General features: G+C 57.8%; 15 protein-coding genes. 11 read left to right on the top strand and 4 right to left on the bottom strand.

The genetic code is table 11. The features are described 5' to 3' along the window. The first annotated feature begins 3 nt into the window (after positions 1 to 3). The 3 genes from AC6I8V_RS16060 (at position 4) to lplT (ending at position 5,088) form a co-directional block, all read left to right on the top strand. Positions 4 to 1,416, top strand: a complete 1,413-nt coding sequence (locus AC6I8V_RS16060) for an efflux transporter outer membrane subunit (protein WP_497843221.1) — start codon at positions 4 to 6, stop codon at positions 1,414 to 1,416. A 334-nt stretch (positions 1,417 to 1,750) separates the two neighbouring features. Further along, positions 1,751 to 3,901, top strand: coding sequence for a bifunctional acyl-ACP--phospholipid O-acyltransferase/long-chain-fatty-acid--ACP ligase (gene aas, locus AC6I8V_RS16055; RefSeq protein WP_497843220.1), 2,151 nt, complete (start codon positions 1,751 to 1,753; stop codon positions 3,899 to 3,901). Further along, positions 3,898 to 5,088, top strand: a complete 1,191-nt coding sequence (lplT, locus tag AC6I8V_RS16050) for a lysophospholipid transporter LplT (protein ID WP_497843219.1) — start codon at positions 3,898 to 3,900, stop codon at positions 5,086 to 5,088. Before aas ends, lplT begins: the two co-directional genes overlap by 4 nt. A 101-nt stretch (positions 5,089 to 5,189) precedes the next feature. Here lplT and AC6I8V_RS16045 read toward each other — a convergent pair whose 3' ends face one another. The 4 genes from AC6I8V_RS16045 to mutH form a co-directional block, all read right to left on the bottom strand. Next, the gene (locus AC6I8V_RS16045; RefSeq protein ID WP_497843218.1) at positions 5,190 to 6,230 is read right to left on the bottom strand and encodes an NADP(H)-dependent aldo-keto reductase; all 1,041 of its coding nucleotides are present in this window, start codon (positions 6,228 to 6,230) and stop codon (positions 5,190 to 5,192) included. 144 nt (positions 6,231 to 6,374) lie between these two features. Next, positions 6,375 to 6,593 carry a YgdI/YgdR family lipoprotein gene (locus AC6I8V_RS16040; protein WP_497843217.1) on the bottom strand — a complete coding sequence of 73 codons (219 nt, stop codon included), beginning with the start codon at positions 6,591 to 6,593 and terminating at the stop codon, positions 6,375 to 6,377. Between the two features lie 117 nt (positions 6,594 to 6,710). Then, positions 6,711 to 7,421 (bottom strand): TerC family protein, encoded by a 711-nt coding sequence (locus AC6I8V_RS16035; protein WP_497843216.1) that lies wholly within the window; start codon positions 7,419 to 7,421, stop codon positions 6,711 to 6,713. 86 nt (positions 7,422 to 7,507) lie between these two features. Continuing rightward, positions 7,508 to 8,194 (bottom strand): DNA mismatch repair endonuclease MutH, encoded by a 687-nt coding sequence (mutH, locus tag AC6I8V_RS16030; RefSeq protein ID WP_497843215.1) that lies wholly within the window; start codon positions 8,192 to 8,194, stop codon positions 7,508 to 7,510. Between the two features lie 684 nt (positions 8,195 to 8,878). Here mutH and rppH point away from each other — a divergent pair. The 8 genes from rppH to AC6I8V_RS15990 all read left to right on the top strand — a co-directional run bounded on the left by rppH (position 8,879) and on the right by AC6I8V_RS15990 (position 15,343). Beyond that, positions 8,879 to 9,406 carry an RNA pyrophosphohydrolase gene (rppH, locus tag AC6I8V_RS16025; protein WP_497843214.1) on the top strand — a complete coding sequence of 176 codons (528 nt, stop codon included), beginning with the start codon at positions 8,879 to 8,881 and terminating at the stop codon, positions 9,404 to 9,406. A 12-nt stretch (positions 9,407 to 9,418) separates the two neighbouring features. Then, entirely contained in the window at positions 9,419 to 11,665 is a 2,247-nt protein-coding gene (gene ptsP / locus AC6I8V_RS16020) for a phosphoenolpyruvate--protein phosphotransferase (RefSeq protein WP_497843213.1), read from the top strand. 145 nt (positions 11,666 to 11,810) lie between these two features. After that, on the top strand, positions 11,811 to 12,692 hold the full coding sequence (gene lgt, locus AC6I8V_RS16015; protein WP_497843212.1) for a prolipoprotein diacylglyceryl transferase: 882 nt from the start codon (positions 11,811 to 11,813) through the stop codon (positions 12,690 to 12,692). Next, positions 12,689 to 13,483, top strand: coding sequence for a thymidylate synthase (gene thyA / locus AC6I8V_RS16010; protein ID WP_497843211.1), 795 nt, complete (start codon positions 12,689 to 12,691; stop codon positions 13,481 to 13,483). The genes lgt and thyA overlap by 4 nt, the downstream gene beginning before the upstream one ends. 166 nt (positions 13,484 to 13,649) lie before the next feature. Next, positions 13,650 to 14,120 (top strand): prepilin-type N-terminal cleavage/methylation domain-containing protein, encoded by a 471-nt coding sequence (locus AC6I8V_RS16005; RefSeq protein ID WP_497843210.1) that lies wholly within the window; start codon positions 13,650 to 13,652, stop codon positions 14,118 to 14,120. Next, complete coding sequence (locus AC6I8V_RS16000) at positions 14,111 to 14,650, top strand: prepilin peptidase-dependent protein (RefSeq protein ID WP_497843209.1); 540 nt, start codon at positions 14,111 to 14,113, stop codon at positions 14,648 to 14,650. The genes AC6I8V_RS16005 and AC6I8V_RS16000 overlap by 10 nt, the downstream gene beginning before the upstream one ends. Beyond that, complete coding sequence (locus AC6I8V_RS15995) at positions 14,647 to 15,153, top strand: DUF2509 family protein (protein WP_497843208.1); 507 nt, start codon at positions 14,647 to 14,649, stop codon at positions 15,151 to 15,153. The genes AC6I8V_RS16000 and AC6I8V_RS15995 overlap by 4 nt, the downstream gene beginning before the upstream one ends. Next, the gene (locus AC6I8V_RS15990) at positions 15,065 to 15,343 is read left to right on the top strand and encodes a prepilin-type N-terminal cleavage/methylation domain-containing protein (RefSeq protein ID WP_497845856.1); all 279 of its coding nucleotides are present in this window, start codon (positions 15,065 to 15,067) and stop codon (positions 15,341 to 15,343) included. Before AC6I8V_RS15995 ends, AC6I8V_RS15990 begins: the two co-directional genes overlap by 89 nt. The last annotated feature ends 64 nt before the right edge of the window (positions 15,344 to 15,407 follow it).

Genomic DNA, 15,407 nt, shown 5'->3' with positions numbered 1-15,407 from the left:
TTCATGAAAATGTCGTTACGAATTACCCCGATCTTTATGGCGCTGCTGCTGGCAGGCTGTACCGTTGGCCCTGATTATCAGCGCCCGACGATGGCAATGCCGACTCAGTTTAAAGAGGCAAAAGGCTGGACCCAGGCCACGCCGCAGGATGATCAGAACAAGGGCGAATGGTGGGCCGTGTACCACGATGCCACGCTCGACAGCCTGCTGCGCCAGGTCAGCATCTCCAACCAGAACGTGGCGACCTATGCGGCGCAATATCGCGAGGCCCAGGCGCTGGCGGGGCAGTCACGCGCCGAGCTGTTTCCGTCCGTCGATTATGACGCCAGCAGCACGCGCAGCGGCAGCCACACCACCACCACCGGTGCCAGTCAGCGTACCGTCAGCAACAGCCATCAGGCTGAGCTGAGCGCCAGCTGGGAGCTGGACCTGTGGGGCAAACTGCGCCGCACGCTGGAAGAGAACAAAGCCAGCGCCCAGGCCAGTGCCGCCGAGCTGGCGAATATCACCCTGAGCGCGCAGTCGGAACTGGCGCAGGATTATTTCCAGCTGCGCGTTATGGACGAAAAAATCGCCCTGTACCAGCGTAGCGTCGATGCCTACCAGCGTTATCTGACGGTGATCCAGAACAAATATCAGGCGGGCAGTGAATCGCGCGCCACCCTGGCGCAGGCCCAGATGCAGCTGGAGAGCGCTCGCGCCTCCGCGCAGGATTACCAATGGCAGCGCGCCCAGCTGGAGCACGCGATTGCCTTGCTGCTGGGCCGTGCGCCGGCGGACTTCTCACTGCCGGTGGCGAAACTGGATGCCACGCTGCCCGCCATCCCGCACAGCCTGCCGTCGCAGCTGCTGCAACGCCGCCCGGATATCGCCTATGCCGAACGTAACGTGGCTGCCGCCAATGCGGCGGTGGGCGTGGCGATTGCCGGTTACTATCCGGACCTGACGCTAAGCGCCAGCGGCGGCGTCAGTTCGTCGACGTTCCATAACCTGTTCTCGCTGCCAAACCGCGTCTGGTCGCTGGGGCCGGAGCTGAGCGGTACGCTGCTCGATTTTGGTGCGACTTCAGCGAAGGTTGAGCAGGCACGGGCGTCCTACGATGCCAGCGTCGCCACCTATCGCCAGGCGGTGCTGACCGGGATGCAGGAAGTGGAAGATTACCTGGTGGAGCTGAACACCCTGCAAGGCGAGATCGTCTCGCAGCAGCTGGCGACCAGCGCCGCGCAGGAATCGGCACGGGTGACGCGTAATCAGTACGAGGCCGGGATGATCGATTATCTCGACGTCGCCACCACCGAAAATACCAGCCTGAGCGAGCAGCAGAGTTTATTGTCGTTGCAGGGCACCCAATGGGTTAGCAGCGTCGAGTTGATCGCCGCGCTCGGCGGCGGCTGGCAGGGTGAGATGAAGCCGTAGGGTGCGTATTTATACGCCCCTGGTCAAACCCCGTACGGCTGCTGATAGGGTCGGCATAAATGCCGTCATGCAAAACGTGCGGTCATTAATACGGTCGGCATAAATGCCGACCCTACGGGCTGTAGGGTGCGTATTTATACGCACCTGGCCAAACCCCCGCACGGCTGCTGATACGGTCGGCATAAATGCTGGCCCTACGGGCCGTAGGGTGCGTATTTATACGCACCTGGTCAAACCCCCGCACGGCTTCTCAATAACGCCATATTCTTACTTGTCGAAAATCCCCGAATCCTGCATCGTAGGGGCCATTTTTCATGACTGCTAAGGAGCTGGCATGTTATTCACCTGTTTGCGTTTCCTCTGCCGCCTGCTGTGGCGCGTGGAGCTGCGCGGTGACCTGACGGCGCTGCACAAATCCAAAGTGCTTATCACCCCTAACCATATGTCATTTCTGGATGGGGTGCTGGTAGCGTTATTCCTGCCGATTAAACCGGTGTTCGCCGTCTACTCGTCGATCAGCGATCAATGGTTTATGCGAATTCTGAAGCCGCTTATCGACTTCGTGCCGCTCGATCCCACCAAACCGATGTCGATCAAACATCTGGTGCGTCTGATCAACGAAGGCCGCCCGGTGGTGATCTTCCCGGAAGGGCGGATCACCGTGACCGGCTCGCTGATGAAGATCTACAGCGGGGCCGGGTTTGTCGCGGCGAAATCGGGGGCGACCGTGGTGCCGATGCGGATTGAAGGCGCGGAATATACCCCGTTTGGCCGCCTCGCCGGGGTGTTTAAACGTCGCCTGTTCCCGCGTATCACCCTCAGTTTATTGCCTGCCACCTTTATCCCGATGCCGGAAGCCAAACGCGCGCGCGATCGCCGCATTCTGGCTGGCGAGCACTTACATCATGTGATGATGGAAGCGCGTATGGCGGTGCGTCCGCGTGAGACACTGTTTGAGGCGTTCCTGAATGCACGTACCCGCTACGGCCTGTTTAAGCCCTGCATCGAAGACATCAACTTTAAAACCGACAGCTATACCGGGCTGCTGAAAAAAGCGCTTGGCGTCGGGCGCATTCTGGAACGCTACAGCCAGCAGGGGGAATACGTCGGCCTGCTGCTGCCAAACGCCACCGTGACGGCGGCGGCGATTCTTGGCGCATCGCTGCGCGGGCGTATTCCGGCCATGCTGAACTACACCGCCGGGGTCAACGGTATGCGCGCGGCGCTGACCGCATCGCAGGTGAAAACCGTGTTCACCTCACGACAGTTCCTCGAAAAAGGCAATCTGTGGCATCTGCCGCAGGGGCTGACCGAGGTGCAGTGGATCTTCCTCGAAGATCTGCGCGATACCGTGACCACGCGGGATAAGCTGTGGATCCTCACCCATCTGCTGTTGCCGCGTCGCGCGCAGGTGGCGCAGAAACCGGAAGATGCCGCGATGGTGCTGTTTACCTCCGGCTCGGAAGGCAATCCTAAAGGGGTGGTGCATTCGCATAAAAGCCTGCTGGCGAACGTTGAACAGATTCGTACCGTGGCTGATTTCACCCCGCGCGACCGTTTTATGTCGGCGCTGCCGCTGTTTCATGCCTTCGGCCTTACCGTGGGCCTGTTTACGCCGCTGCTGACCGGCGCGCAGGTGTTCCTCTATCCCAGCCCGCTACACTATCGCGTGGTGCCGGAGCTGGTGTATGACCGGAACTGCACCGTGCTGTTTGGCACCTCCACCTTCCTTGGCAACTATGCGCGCTTTGCCAGCCCGTACGATTTTGCCCGACTGCGCTACGTGGTAGCGGGGGCGGAGAAATTGCAGGAAGGCACGCGTCAGGCTTACATAGAAAAATACGGTATCCGTATCCTTGAGGGTTACGGTGTGACCGAATGTGCGCCGGTGGTGGCGATCAACGTGCCGATGGCCGCGAGGTCGCATACCGTGGGCCGCATTCTGCCGGGGATGGATTCGCGCCTGATTTCGGTGCCGGGTATTGAACACGGCGGTCGCCTGCAACTGCGTGGTCCCAACATCATGAACGGCTATCTGCGCGTGGAGAATCCTGGCGTGCTGGAACCTCCGGTGGCGGATAACGGCGAAGGGGAGATGGAGCCAGGCTGGTACGACACGGGCGATATCGTCAGCTTTGATGACGGCGGTTTCTGCCAGATTCAGGGGCGCGCTAAACGCTTTGCCAAAATTGCCGGTGAGATGGTGTCACTGGAGAGTGTCGAGCAGATCGCGCTGAAAGCCTCGCCGCAGAAACAACATGCGGCATCGCTGCGCCCGGATAGCAACCGGGGCGAAGCGCTGGTGCTGTTTACCACCGACAGCGCGCTTAGCCGCGCGCAACTGGTCGACGCCGCGCGCGAGCTGGGCGTGAGCGAGCTGGCGGTGCCGCGCGATATCCGCGTGCTGCAACAGTTGCCGATGCTCGGCAGCGGCAAACCTGACTATGTCAGCCTGAAAAAACAGGCAGAAGAGGAACCGGCATGAGCCAGGCAGCCAACCCGGATGCACCCCTGATGTCGCGTAATATGCTGGCGGTGATTGTGGCGCAGTTTCTCTCGGCGTTTGGCGACAACGCACTGTTGTTCGCCACGCTGGCGGTGCTGAAAAATCAGTTCTACCCCGACTGGAGCCAGCCGATCCTGCAAATGTTGTTTGTGGCCACTTACATCCTGCTGGCCCCTTTTGTCGGGCAGATGGCCGACAGCTTTGCCAAAGGTCGCGTAATGATGTTCGCCAACAGTCTCAAGCTGCTTGGCGCGCTGATTATCTGCTTCGGCTTTAACCCGTTCCTCGGCTACACGCTGGTTGGAGTGGGGGCTGCGGCTTACTCGCCCGCGAAGTATGGCATCCTTGGCGAAATCACCCGTGGCGAGAAGTTAGTGAAGGCAAACGGGCTGATGGAGGGATCGACCATCGCCGCCATTCTGCTCGGTTCGGTGGCGGGGGGGATTCTCGCGGACTGGAACCTGCTGGCCGCGCTGGCAGTGTGTGCACTTACTTACGCGCTGGCGGTGGTCGCGAACCTGTTTATCCCGCGCCTGCTGGCGGCGCGTCCCGGCCAGAGCTGGCACTTTGGCGCCATGCTGCGCAGCTTTATTGCTGCCAGCGTGTTGCTGTGGCGCAACGGCGAAACCCGCTTCTCACTGCTCGGCACCAGCCTGTTCTGGGGCGCAGGGGTGACGCTGCGTTTTCTGCTGGTGCTGTGGGTGCCGGTGGCGCTGGGGATCAGTGATAACAAAACCCCGACCACGCTGAATGCCATGGTGGCGATAGGTATCGTGATTGGCGCGGCGGCGGCGGCAAAACTGGTGACGCTGCAAACGGTACGCCGCTGTATGCCTGCCGGGGTGCTGATCGGCGTGATGGTAGTGGTGTTCGCGTTGCAGCACAGTTTGCTGAATGCCTACCTGATTCTGATGCTGATTGGCGCGCTGGGCGGTTTCTTTGTCGTCCCGCTGAATGCGCTGTTGCAGGAGCGGGGCAGGGAAACCGTTGGTTCCGGTAACGCGATTGCGGTGCAGAACCTCGGCGAAAACACCGCGATGCTGCTGATGCTGGGGCTGTATACGCTGGCGATTAAGCTGGGTGCACCGGCCGTGGCTACCGGCGTGGGCTTCGGCGCGATCTTTGCCGTGGCGATTGCGGTTTTATGGTGGAAAGGACGACGTTAGTAATCGTAGCGGCGCGATTTATCGCGCGTCTTTTGGTCGGGGACATTAAAGGCGCGCGATAAATCGCGCCGCTACAAATGACCGCGCCGCTACTGTGTGCGTTACGGTGCCGGATAAGTAAACTGGCGGTGAATCGCCTCAATGCCTTCCAGCACATCCGCATTCAACGTCAGATTAAAACTCTCCACATTAATCTTCAGCTGTTCCATGGTGGTCGCGCCCAGCAGGGTGCTGGCAACGAACGGCTGCTGTCGTACGTATGCCAGCGCCATCTGCGACGGATCGAGATTGTGCTTCTTCGCCAGTTCAACGTAGGCAGCAACCGCCTGCTGCGACTGGTCGCCGCTGTAGCGGGTAAAGCGGCTGAACAGCGTATTGCGCGCACCGGCGGGTTTCGCGCCGTTCAGGTATTTGCCGCTCAAGGTGCCGAACGCCAGGCTGGAATAAGCCAGCAGCTCCACGCCTTCATGCTGGCTGATCTCCGCCAGACCGACCTCAAAGCTGCGGTTCAGCAGGCTGTACGGGTTCTGAATCGTCACGATGCGCGGCAGCTCATGTTTCTCCGCCAGTTGCAGATAACGCATCACGCCCCACGCGGTTTCATTGGATACGCCGATATAGCGAATCTTGCCCGCGCGTACCTGCTCGGTCAGCGCTTCCAGCGTCTCCAGCAGCGTTACCGCCGCGGTGGATTCGCTGTATTGATAGCCCAGCTTGCCAAAATAGTTGGTCTGGCGCTGCGGCCAGTGCAGCTGATACAGGTCGAGATAGTCGGTGTTCAGACGCTTCAGGCTGGCTTCCAGCGCTTCGCGGATATTTTTGCGGTCCAGCGCCTGGTTCGGACGAATCGACGCATCAGCACCACGTACCGGGCCAGCCACTTTGCTCGCCAGGATGATCTTGTCGCGGCTGCCACGCTTCTTCAGCCAGCTGCCAATATACTGTTCGGTTAACCCCTGGGTTTCCGGGCGCGGCGGCACCGGGTACATTTCAGCGGTATCAATCAGGTTAATGCCCTGGTTTACAGCATAATCCAGTTGCGCATGGGCGTCGGCTTCGCTGTTCTGCTCACCAAACGTCATGGTGCCCAATCCCAGCTGACTCACTTCCAGCGTGCTATGGGGGATACGGTGATAGTGCATTGCCGGCTTCCTTTTTTCATTATGGAATGGAATGTTGTGTCATGTGGGACTATAGCGCGTGAAACGGCGCGGAAGGAAGGGGGGAAAGTTCGGGAAATCGCCTGCACAGCGGGAAAAAATCACGCAGGCGATAAAATTTGGCACTTAACGCTCAATGATGGTGGAAACCTCGTCACCATTGATCTGCATTACATGGCCCTGTTCATCGGTGTATTGCACCAGGCCGGTTTCTTTATCAATCGACGGCTTTCCTTCCGTCATGAGCATACGTCCATCTTTGGTCGCCATCACGTAATCACTGCTGCAACCGCTCAACACCAACGCCGCCAGCATCAACCCCACTGCGCTTACCAACCCTTTCATTCGCCACTCCCTCACACAACTTCAACAGCAAAAGTGTAGTAATAAATGGTTTTGGTGTTCGGGTTAATCGCAAGATTCTTAAAATCAGGGGGCGAGCAGCGCCCGCCCTTGACTTTCTCAGTGCGCGCTTTTCCTGCGGCGCATCAGGTTCAGGCACTCCACCGCCATGGAGAAGAACATGGCAAAATAAATGTAACCTTTTGGTACATGGACGCCAAAACTCTCCAGAATCAGGGTAAAGCCGACCAGAATCAGAAAGGCCAGCGCCAGCATTTTTACCGATGGATGGCGATCAACAAACTCGCCGATGGCGCGTGCGGCAAACATCATCATCAGCACGGCAATCACCACCGCCATCATCATGATAATCAGATGGTCAGACAGGCCGACGGCGGTAATCACCGAATCCAGGCTGAAGATGATGTCGAGCAGCATGATTTGCACGATCGCGCCGAGAAACGAATGGACGTTGGTTTTATGCTCCTCTTCGCCACCTTCGATGGTTTCATGGATTTCCATGCTCGATTTCCACAGCAGGAACAGGCCACCAAACAGCAGAATCAAATCACGCGCGGAGAAGGCGTGATCCATGATCGAGAACAGTGGATGCGTTAAACGCACCACCCAGGCTATCGAGGCCAGCAACGCCAGACGCATCGCCATCGCGGCCAGCAGCCCCAGACGACGGGCGCTATTTTGTTGATGTTTGGGAAGTTTAGCGACCACCAGCGACAGGAAAATAATATTATCTATACCCAGAACCACTTCCAGAATGGTTAATGTCCCCAGCGCCAGCCAGGCATTGGGGTCAGCAATCCAGTCAAACATGTTTACATTCAATCCTAAACGAAAGTTAAACGGCCATTATACACATCATATTCCAGCTTCCCGTAACGGTGCGATAAATCGCGCGGCTACAGCAAAAAATGGCGCGCCAGGAGAGGTCCGGTGAAGCTCTTTTTCAAATAGAAGCCACGCGGCAAAGTCATTATAGGCTCCCCGTGCTCGCCGATGGCTTCGGTCAGCGCTTTGCTGTTGGCGGCTTTCGGGCGGATCTGCAACCAGGCGCCGTGACGGGCGGTGATGCGCTCCACCTGACCGAGCACAATCATATCCATCAGTTCTTCCCAATCCTGGCGCAGCTGCTGCTCCTCTTCTGCGCTCGGATGCCACAGCAAAGGCGCGCCCACGCGGCGTTCAGCCAGCGGCAGCGCACGATCGCCTTCAACCGGAATCCATAATACGCGCGTCAGCTTGTGCCGCACATGGCTGGTCTGCCAGGTGACGCCGCTATTGCCGGTGAGCGGTGCCACGCAGACAAACGTGGTTTCCAGCGGTTTTCCCGCCGCATCGACCGGGATGGTTTTCAACTCGATGCCGAGATGGGCAAAATCCTGCTCCGCCTTACTGCCAGCGCTGGCACCGAGATGCAGCTCCAGCAACATTCCCACCCAGCCTTTATCGCGTTTCAGATTGGCGGGCATCGGCAGCCCGAGCTGGGCCGCCAGCGCCGCAAACGTCTGTCCAGCCAGCTGCTGGGCGCGTTGCAGTAATTCCGCTTCGTTTTGCGGTGGCGTGGGCAATGGGGCTGGGACGTGCATGGCATAACTCATATTGATTAAAGGATGACCAGCAGCCAGCGGTGGCGGTTGTCCACAATTCGCTGCCGGGAATAACGCTGATAATAGCATGATTCAGCGTGCTTTTTTATTTGCTGCCATTCACCGCCTGGCGAGGCAGGCGATGGTTATCCCGGTTTGTTATCGACAATAAACAGGATCTTCGACCGGGTTATCCACAGAAAGCTGGGATAACCCCCACTTCCGGCGACCCCTGTTTCCATTTACAGCCTTGACTTTAGCGATTTGCTGGCTTTTTTTCCCATTTCTGACCAGGTTTAGGGCATTCTCTGTGGATAAAAACAACGTCGGTTGATCTTTAACCAGCACGCTAAGGCAAGGGGATGCAAAGCCAATATTTTTGGGTGAAAATCTGAGTAATTATCTTTTATTTGTATGAAATTATTGATTTTTATTATTGTCTGGTACTGGCTGGATAAGAGTTTTCCGAAGCGGTTATTCAATTAATTCCCGTGTTCTGCACAAAGCTATCCACAGAAAAGGTGAATAAAATTGCCCTGAAATCGGCTTCCCTGTTTATAACCTGGCTAAACTCTGTGAGTTATCCTGTAATTATTCTGTCATCTCCCCTTATATCCAGTGGTTTACCGCCTGTAAGTAGTGTGAAACAATCAGGCTATTCAAATTTAGCTTTGAGGTAGTCCGGTGATCGATGATGATGGCTACCGCCCGAATGTTGGTATCGTAATCTGTAACAGGCAAGGACAAGTGTTATGGGCCAGGCGCTTTGGACAGCACTCCTGGCAATTTCCTCAGGGAGGCATCAATCCCGGTGAAACCGCAGAACAGGCGATGTATCGCGAACTGTTTGAAGAAGTGGGTTTACACCGCAAAGATGTTCGAATACTTGCTTCAACCCGTAACTGGTTACGTTACAAATTGCCAAAACGTTTGGTGCGTTGGGACACGAAGCCGGTATGTATCGGCCAGAAACAAAAGTGGTTTCTTCTGCAGTTGATGTGTAGTGACGCGGATATCAATGTGCAACACAGCAGCACGCCAGAGTTTGACGGCTGGCGCTGGGTCAGCTTCTGGTATCCGGTGCGTCAGGTTGTCTCCTTCAAGCGTGACGTTTACCGCCGCGTAATGAAGGAATTCGCTGGCGTGGTGATGTCTATGCAGGAGAGTGCGGGGCCGCGCAATGCCGCAGCCCATCGACGTAAAAGAGGATAGGCCACGCCCTTTATGCTCACTCAGTTGCGCGAAATAGTTGAAAAAGTGGCGAGTGCACCGCGTCTGAATGAAGCACTCGACCTTCTTGTAAACGAGATATGCCTTGCGATGGAGACCGAGGTTTGCTCGGTCTATCTCGCTGATCATGACCGCCGTTGCTATTACCTGATGGCAACGCGCGGGCTGAAAAAGCCGCGCGGCCGCACGGTAACGCTGGCGTTTGACGAGGGCATTGTCGGCCTCGTAGGGCGTCTGGCGGAACCGATCAACCTCGCCGACGCGCAGAGCCATCCCAGCTTCAAATATATTCCTTCCGTTAAAGAAGAGCGTTATCGCTCCTTCCTCGGCGTGCCGATTATCAGCCGTCGCCAGCTGCTTGGCGTGCTGGTGGTGCAGCAGCGGGAACATCGTCAGTTCGACGAAAGCGAAGAATCTTTCCTGGTGACGCTGGCCACGCAGATGGCGGCGTTGCTGTCGCAATCGCAGCTTGGTCAGCTATTCGGTCAGTTCCGTCAGTCACGGGTCAAAGCTATTGCCGCTGCGCCTGGCGTGGCGGTGGCACCGGGTTGGGTGGATGAAACCCAGCCGTTGCTCGATCAGGTTTCCGCCGCCTCAACGCTGGATATACAACGTGAGCGCGATCGTCTGGCTGTCGCCATGGGCGAAGCTGCCAATGAATTTCGTCGCTTCAGCAAACGCTTTACCGCCAGCGTGCAGAAAGAGAGCGCGGCGATCTTCGATCTCTATTCACACCTGCTGACGGATGCCCGGCTGAAAAAAGATCTGTTTGCTGAGATCGAGCGCGGATCGGTGGCGGAATGGGCAGTCAAAACGGTGATCGAAAAGTTCGCCGACCAGTTTGCCAGTTTGCAGGATCAATATCTGCGCGAGCGCGCTGGCGATCTGCGCGTGCTGGGCCAGCGTCTGTTATTTCATCTCGACGACAGTCTGGTGGGCACCAACGCCTGGCCGGAACGCTTCGTTCTGGTGGCCGATGAGCTGACCGCCACCACGCTGGCGGAACTGCCGCAGGAGCGGCTGGCGGGCGTCGTGGTACGCGACGGCGCCGCTAACTCACACGCGGCGATCCTGACGCGTGCGATGGGCATTCCGACGGTGATGGGCGCGGATATTCTGCCTGCCCAGCTTAACAAGCGTTTGCTGATCGTCGATGGCTACCGCGGCGAGTTGCTGATCGATCCCGAACCGGTGCTGGTGCAGGAGTATCAGCGGCTGATCAGCGAAGAAAACGCGCTGAGCAAAATGGCCGAAGATGTGGTTGAGCAACCCGGCGAGCTGAAAAGCGGCGAACGGGTGCAGGTGATGCTGAATGCCGGTCTCAGCCCCGAACATGAGCAGGCGCTCGACAGCTGGGTGGATGGCATTGGCCTGTACCGCACCGAAATTCCTTTTATGCTGCAAAGCGGCTTCCCGTCGGAAGAGGAACAGGTGGCGCAGTATCAGGGCATGTTGCAGCTGTTCCACAACAAGCCGGTGACGCTGCGCACGCTGGATATCGGCGCGGATAAGCAGCTGCCGTATATGCCAATCAGCGAAGAGAATCCATGCCTCGGCTGGCGCGGTATCCGTCTGACGCTCGACCAGCCGGAGATCTTTCTGGTGCAGGTGCGCGCCATGCTGCGTGCCAACGCCGCGTCTGGCAATCTGAGTATTCTGCTGCCGATGATCAGCCATATCGACGAGATCGACGATGCGCGTCGCCTGATCGATCGTGCCGGTCGGGAAGTGGAGGAGATGATTGGCTACGTGATTCCGAAGCCGCGGATTGGCGTGATGATCGAAGTGCCGTCGATGCTGTTTCTGATCCCGCATCTGGCGGATCGCGTCGATTTTGTCTCTGTTGGCACCAACGATCTCACCCAGTATCTGCTGGCGGTGGATCGCAACAATACACGCGTGGCGAATCTCTACGATCCGCTGCATCCGGCGATGTTGCGCGCGTTGCAAACTATTGCGCAGGAAGCGCAAAAGGCCAGGCTTGAGCTGTGCCTGTGTGGTGAAATGGCCGGCGATCCGATGTGTGTCGCGTTGCTGGTGGGGCTGGGTTATCACCACCTCAGCATGAACGGGAAAAACATCCCGCGCGTGAAATATCTGCTGCGTCATCTGGATAAAGAGGAGACGCAGAAGCTGAGCGAGCAGGGCTTAGCGGCACACACCGCCTCAGAAGTGCGCCACCAGGTCTCGGCGTTTATGGAACGACGCGGCCTTGGCGGCCTGATTCGCGGCGGACGGTAGGCGATGCCGTACCGCGGCAGGACGCCGCAGGAAGGTTTACATTTCTGCGGCATTTGTGAAATCTTGCTGTGCTATCATGCGCAGCCTTTATTGTATTGCCCAATGGCCACACCCGTTTTCAGGGCAGAAAATTCCATGGTGAAAGATGACTAACGGCTATATCGCTTTTCCCCAATTCGATCCGGTGATTTTCTCCATCGGGCCGATTTCGCTCCACTGGTACGGTTTGATGTATCTGGTGGGCTTTATATTTGCTATGTGGCTGGCGGTGCGTCGCGCCAATAAGCCCGGCAGCGGCTGGAAAAAAGAGGAAGTGGAAAATCTGCTGTATGCAGGTTTCCTCGGCGTGTTCCTCGGTGGCCGTATTGGCTATGTGTTGTTCTACAACCTGCCGTTATTCCTCGAAAACCCGCTGTATCTGTTTAAAGTCTGGGATGGCGGTATGTCGTTCCACGGCGGTCTGATCGGTGTGATTGTGGTGATGCTGGTGTTTGCCCGTCGTACCAAACGCACTTTCTTCCAGGTGTCTGATTTTATTGCGCCGCTGATCCCGTTTGGTCTGGGTGCTGGCCGTCTCGGCAACTTTATCAATGGCGAACTGTGGGGCCGCGTCGCGCCGGACTTCAAATTTGCCATGCTGTTCCCCGGTTCGCGCAGCGAAGACGTGGCGCTGGCAGCCAATAATCCGCAGTATCAGTCGCTGCTGAACACCTATGGCGTGTTGCCGCGTCACCCGTCGCAGCTGTATGAGCTGATGCTGGAAGGTGTGGTGCTGTTCATCATTCTCAACCTGTTTATTCGCAAGCCGCGTCCGATGGGCAGCGTCTCTGGCCTGTTCCTGATTGGCTACGGCGCGTTCCGTATCATCGTTGAATTCTTCCGTCAGCCGGATGCGCAGCTGGGCCTGTTCGACGGCGGCATCAGCATGGGACAGATTCTCTCTACCCCAATGATTCTGGCAGGCGTGATTATGATGATCTGGGCGTATCGTCGTCGCCCGCAGCAACAACCCCGAGAGGTAAAATGAAACAGTATCTGGACCTGATGCAACATGTGCTGAATGCAGGCGCAGAAAAGGCTGACCGTACCGGCACCGGCACGCTCTCCATTTTTGGCCACCAGATGCGTTTCAATTTGCAGGACGGTTTTCCGCTGGTTACCACCAAGAAGTGCCACTTACGCTCCATCGTTCATGAGCTGCTGTGGTTCCTGAAAGGTGAAACCAACATCGGCTATCTGAAAGACAACAAGGTCACTATCTGGGACGAGTGGGCGGATGAAAACGGCGATCTCGGCCCGGTGTACGGCAAACAGTGGCGCAGCTGGGGCAGCGCCAGTGGTGAAGAGATCGACCAGATTTCCCGCGTCATCGAGCAGCTGAAACGCGACCCGGATTCGCGCCGCATCATTGTATCGGCGTGGAACGTGGGTGAACTGGATCAGATGGCGCTGGCGCCTTGCCACGCGTTCTTCCAGTTCTACGTGGCGAACGGTAAGCTCTCATGCCAGCTGTACCAGCGTTCGTGCGATATCTTCCTCGGCCTGCCGTTCAATATCGCCAGCTATGCGCTGCTGGTGCATATGGTGGCGCAGCAGTGCGATCTTGAGGTGGGCGATTTTGTCTGGACCGGTGGTGATACCCATTTGTACAGCAACCATCTGGAACAGGCACGGCTGCAACTGACGCGTGAGCCGCGTCCGCTGCCGAAGCTGATTATCAAACGTAAACCGGCTTCGATCTTTGACTACCAGTTCGAAGATTTCGAAATTGAAGGTTACGATCCGCATCCGGCCATCAAAGCGCCTGTTGCGGTGTAAACCTCTGCCCTGCAATTAAAAGCCCTGCCTGTGCAGGGCTTTTTTGTTATGTGCCTCGCAACATTCTGTACCCGCTTACCGACTTCGCCACTTTTCCTGCGTAACCCTTTCCAGCATCCATTTCTCCGCCTTGTGACCGGACCTGCATCGGCGCAGTCTGGCGGCCATGAACAGAAACGACGAACACGGATTCACTCTGCCGGAACTGCTGCTGGTGATGGTAATTGCGGGCGTACTCAGCCTCGGCACTTTACAGGGCTGGCAGCGCTGGCAGCAGCACCAGCAACTGCGGGACAGCGTGCTGCAATTGCACGGTTATTTACTGCGGCTGCGCGCCTATGCCAGCTGGCACAATGCCGACACCACCCTATGGCTGCAAGCGGGTGAGGCGGGCTGCCTGGGCAGTGGAACGCGTCCGGCGGCAGGGTGTCAGGCGACGTCACGCTGGGTATTTGTGCCGCCCTATGACGGCGTACGGTTGGTGGGAATGACTGGCGAACCCGGTTTTTACGGACGTCGGGATGTGGCGCGGGCAGGCAGTATCGACATTGAAAACAACGCCGGGCGCTGGCGGGTGATCATCTCGGCGCGTGCACGCATTCGTGCCTGCCTGATGGGGGAGAAAGGATGCGAATGAAACAGGCGGGCTTCAGCCTGTTGGAAATGCTGATTGCGATGGCCGTGGGAGCAGTGCTGATGCTCAGCGTGGGGCGTTTTTTGCCACTGCTGCTGGCAGAAAATCTGCGCCTGCAACAGCGGGTCCAGCTGCAACAGGAGCTTCAGCAGATTATGCAGACGCTGCAAAAAGCGCTGCGACGTGCGGGCTACTGCCACGGGGAGTGCAGCGGCGCGGCACTCACCCTCAACGCGAATGGCAGCTGCATGCTGCTGCGCTGGGATGAAAACAGCAATGGCCGCTGGGAAGGCGTCGGTCATAGCGACAGCGATTTATATGGCTATCGGCTCAGCAATGGGCAGATTGAGATGCAGCGTGGCGTGGATGAATGCAGCAGCAGCGGCTGGGAGCGCCTGACCGATCCCGGTTTTCTCAGCGTGGTGCAATTTAATGTTGAGCGTCAGGGGGAGCGTCTGCGCCTGCAACTGACGGGACAGGCGGGCGGTCAGTCAGTGGCGCTGGAGAACTGGGTGGTCGGAGAAAACCTGTGAAACAGGCAGGCAACAGTTCGCTCGGCATGGTGGTGCTGGTGTTGCTGATGGGCGGGCTAACATTGCATGTCACCCGTACCCAGCTGGCTCAAAGCATGGTGCTGGTGGCGGATGAACAACATCATCAACAGGATTTCTGGCTGGCACAGGGGGCATTGCAATGGGGCGCGACTCAAAGCTGGCCGCAGGTGCAAGGCTGGCAATGTCAGTTATGGACGGCTGAGCAGTGGCAAAGTTGTCTGCTGCGCATGGAGGATGACCATGGGTTATTGCAGGGAAGCGGTGTGGGGCGTGCGCTGGCGTTGTATCGCTGGGTCTCGCTGCGCGGCCATCAGGCCACGGCGCAGGCTCACGGCTGGATTGATTACTGTCCGCTGGCAAATGCCACGCTGTGCCAGACAACAGGGGTTCAGCCTGACGGAAACCCTGGTGGCGATGTTGCTGCTGGCGATGAGCCTCAACGCGCTGCTGCACTATCACCGGGCGCTAGCGCTGGGTTTTAGCCAGCAATGGCAGCAACGTCAGGCGTGGCTGGTTGCCGGGCAGGCAGTGCTGGGGCGTGATGCGCCCGGCTGGCAGATCGATCGTCAGCAGCAAACGTTGCCGGGCGGCTGCATACTGGAACGCGTAACGGTTAGAGGACCGCAGCAGCGGCAAGCCTCGCTGGCACGACTGAACTGTTCATCGCCGTGAATCTGCCCTTACGGTAGGCATCCCCGTCGATACAGGGTAGAGTGACCAGGCTGCGCAGTTTTTC

The sequence above is a fragment of the Pantoea sp. X-Soil-TKNS-1207 genome, assembly GCF_059730485.1.
The sequence above is the reverse complement of the archived record's forward strand: the minus strand, read 5'-3'. Positions and strand labels throughout refer to the sequence as shown.

Bases quoted from the DNA above. Each gene is read 5' to 3' on its own strand.
- AC6I8V_RS16060 (WP_497843221.1), top strand. From the start codon at position 4: ATGAAAATGTCGTTACGAATTACCCCGATCTTTATGGCGCTGCTGCTG.
- aas (WP_497843220.1), top strand. From the start codon at position 1,751: ATGTTATTCACCTGTTTGCGTTTCCTCTGCCGCCTGCTGTGGCGCGTG.
- lplT (WP_497843219.1), top strand. From the start codon at position 3,898: ATGAGCCAGGCAGCCAACCCGGATGCACCCCTGATGTCGCGTAATATG.
- AC6I8V_RS16045 (WP_497843218.1), bottom strand. From the start codon at position 6,230: ATGCACTATCACCGTATCCCCCATAGCACGCTGGAAGTGAGTCAGCTG.
- AC6I8V_RS16040 (WP_497843217.1), bottom strand. From the start codon at position 6,593: ATGAAAGGGTTGGTAAGCGCAGTGGGGTTGATGCTGGCGGCGTTGGTG.
- AC6I8V_RS16035 (WP_497843216.1), bottom strand. From the start codon at position 7,421: ATGTTTGACTGGATTGCTGACCCCAATGCCTGGCTGGCGCTGGGGACA.
- mutH (WP_497843215.1), bottom strand. From the start codon at position 8,194: ATGCACGTCCCAGCCCCATTGCCCACGCCACCGCAAAACGAAGCGGAA.
- ptsP (WP_497843213.1), top strand. From the start codon at position 9,419: ATGCTCACTCAGTTGCGCGAAATAGTTGAAAAAGTGGCGAGTGCACCG.
- lgt (WP_497843212.1), top strand. From the start codon at position 11,811: ATGACTAACGGCTATATCGCTTTTCCCCAATTCGATCCGGTGATTTTC.
- thyA (WP_497843211.1), top strand. From the start codon at position 12,689: ATGAAACAGTATCTGGACCTGATGCAACATGTGCTGAATGCAGGCGCA.
- AC6I8V_RS16005 (WP_497843210.1), top strand. From the start codon at position 13,650: ATGAACAGAAACGACGAACACGGATTCACTCTGCCGGAACTGCTGCTG.
- AC6I8V_RS16000 (WP_497843209.1), top strand. From the start codon at position 14,111: ATGCGAATGAAACAGGCGGGCTTCAGCCTGTTGGAAATGCTGATTGCG.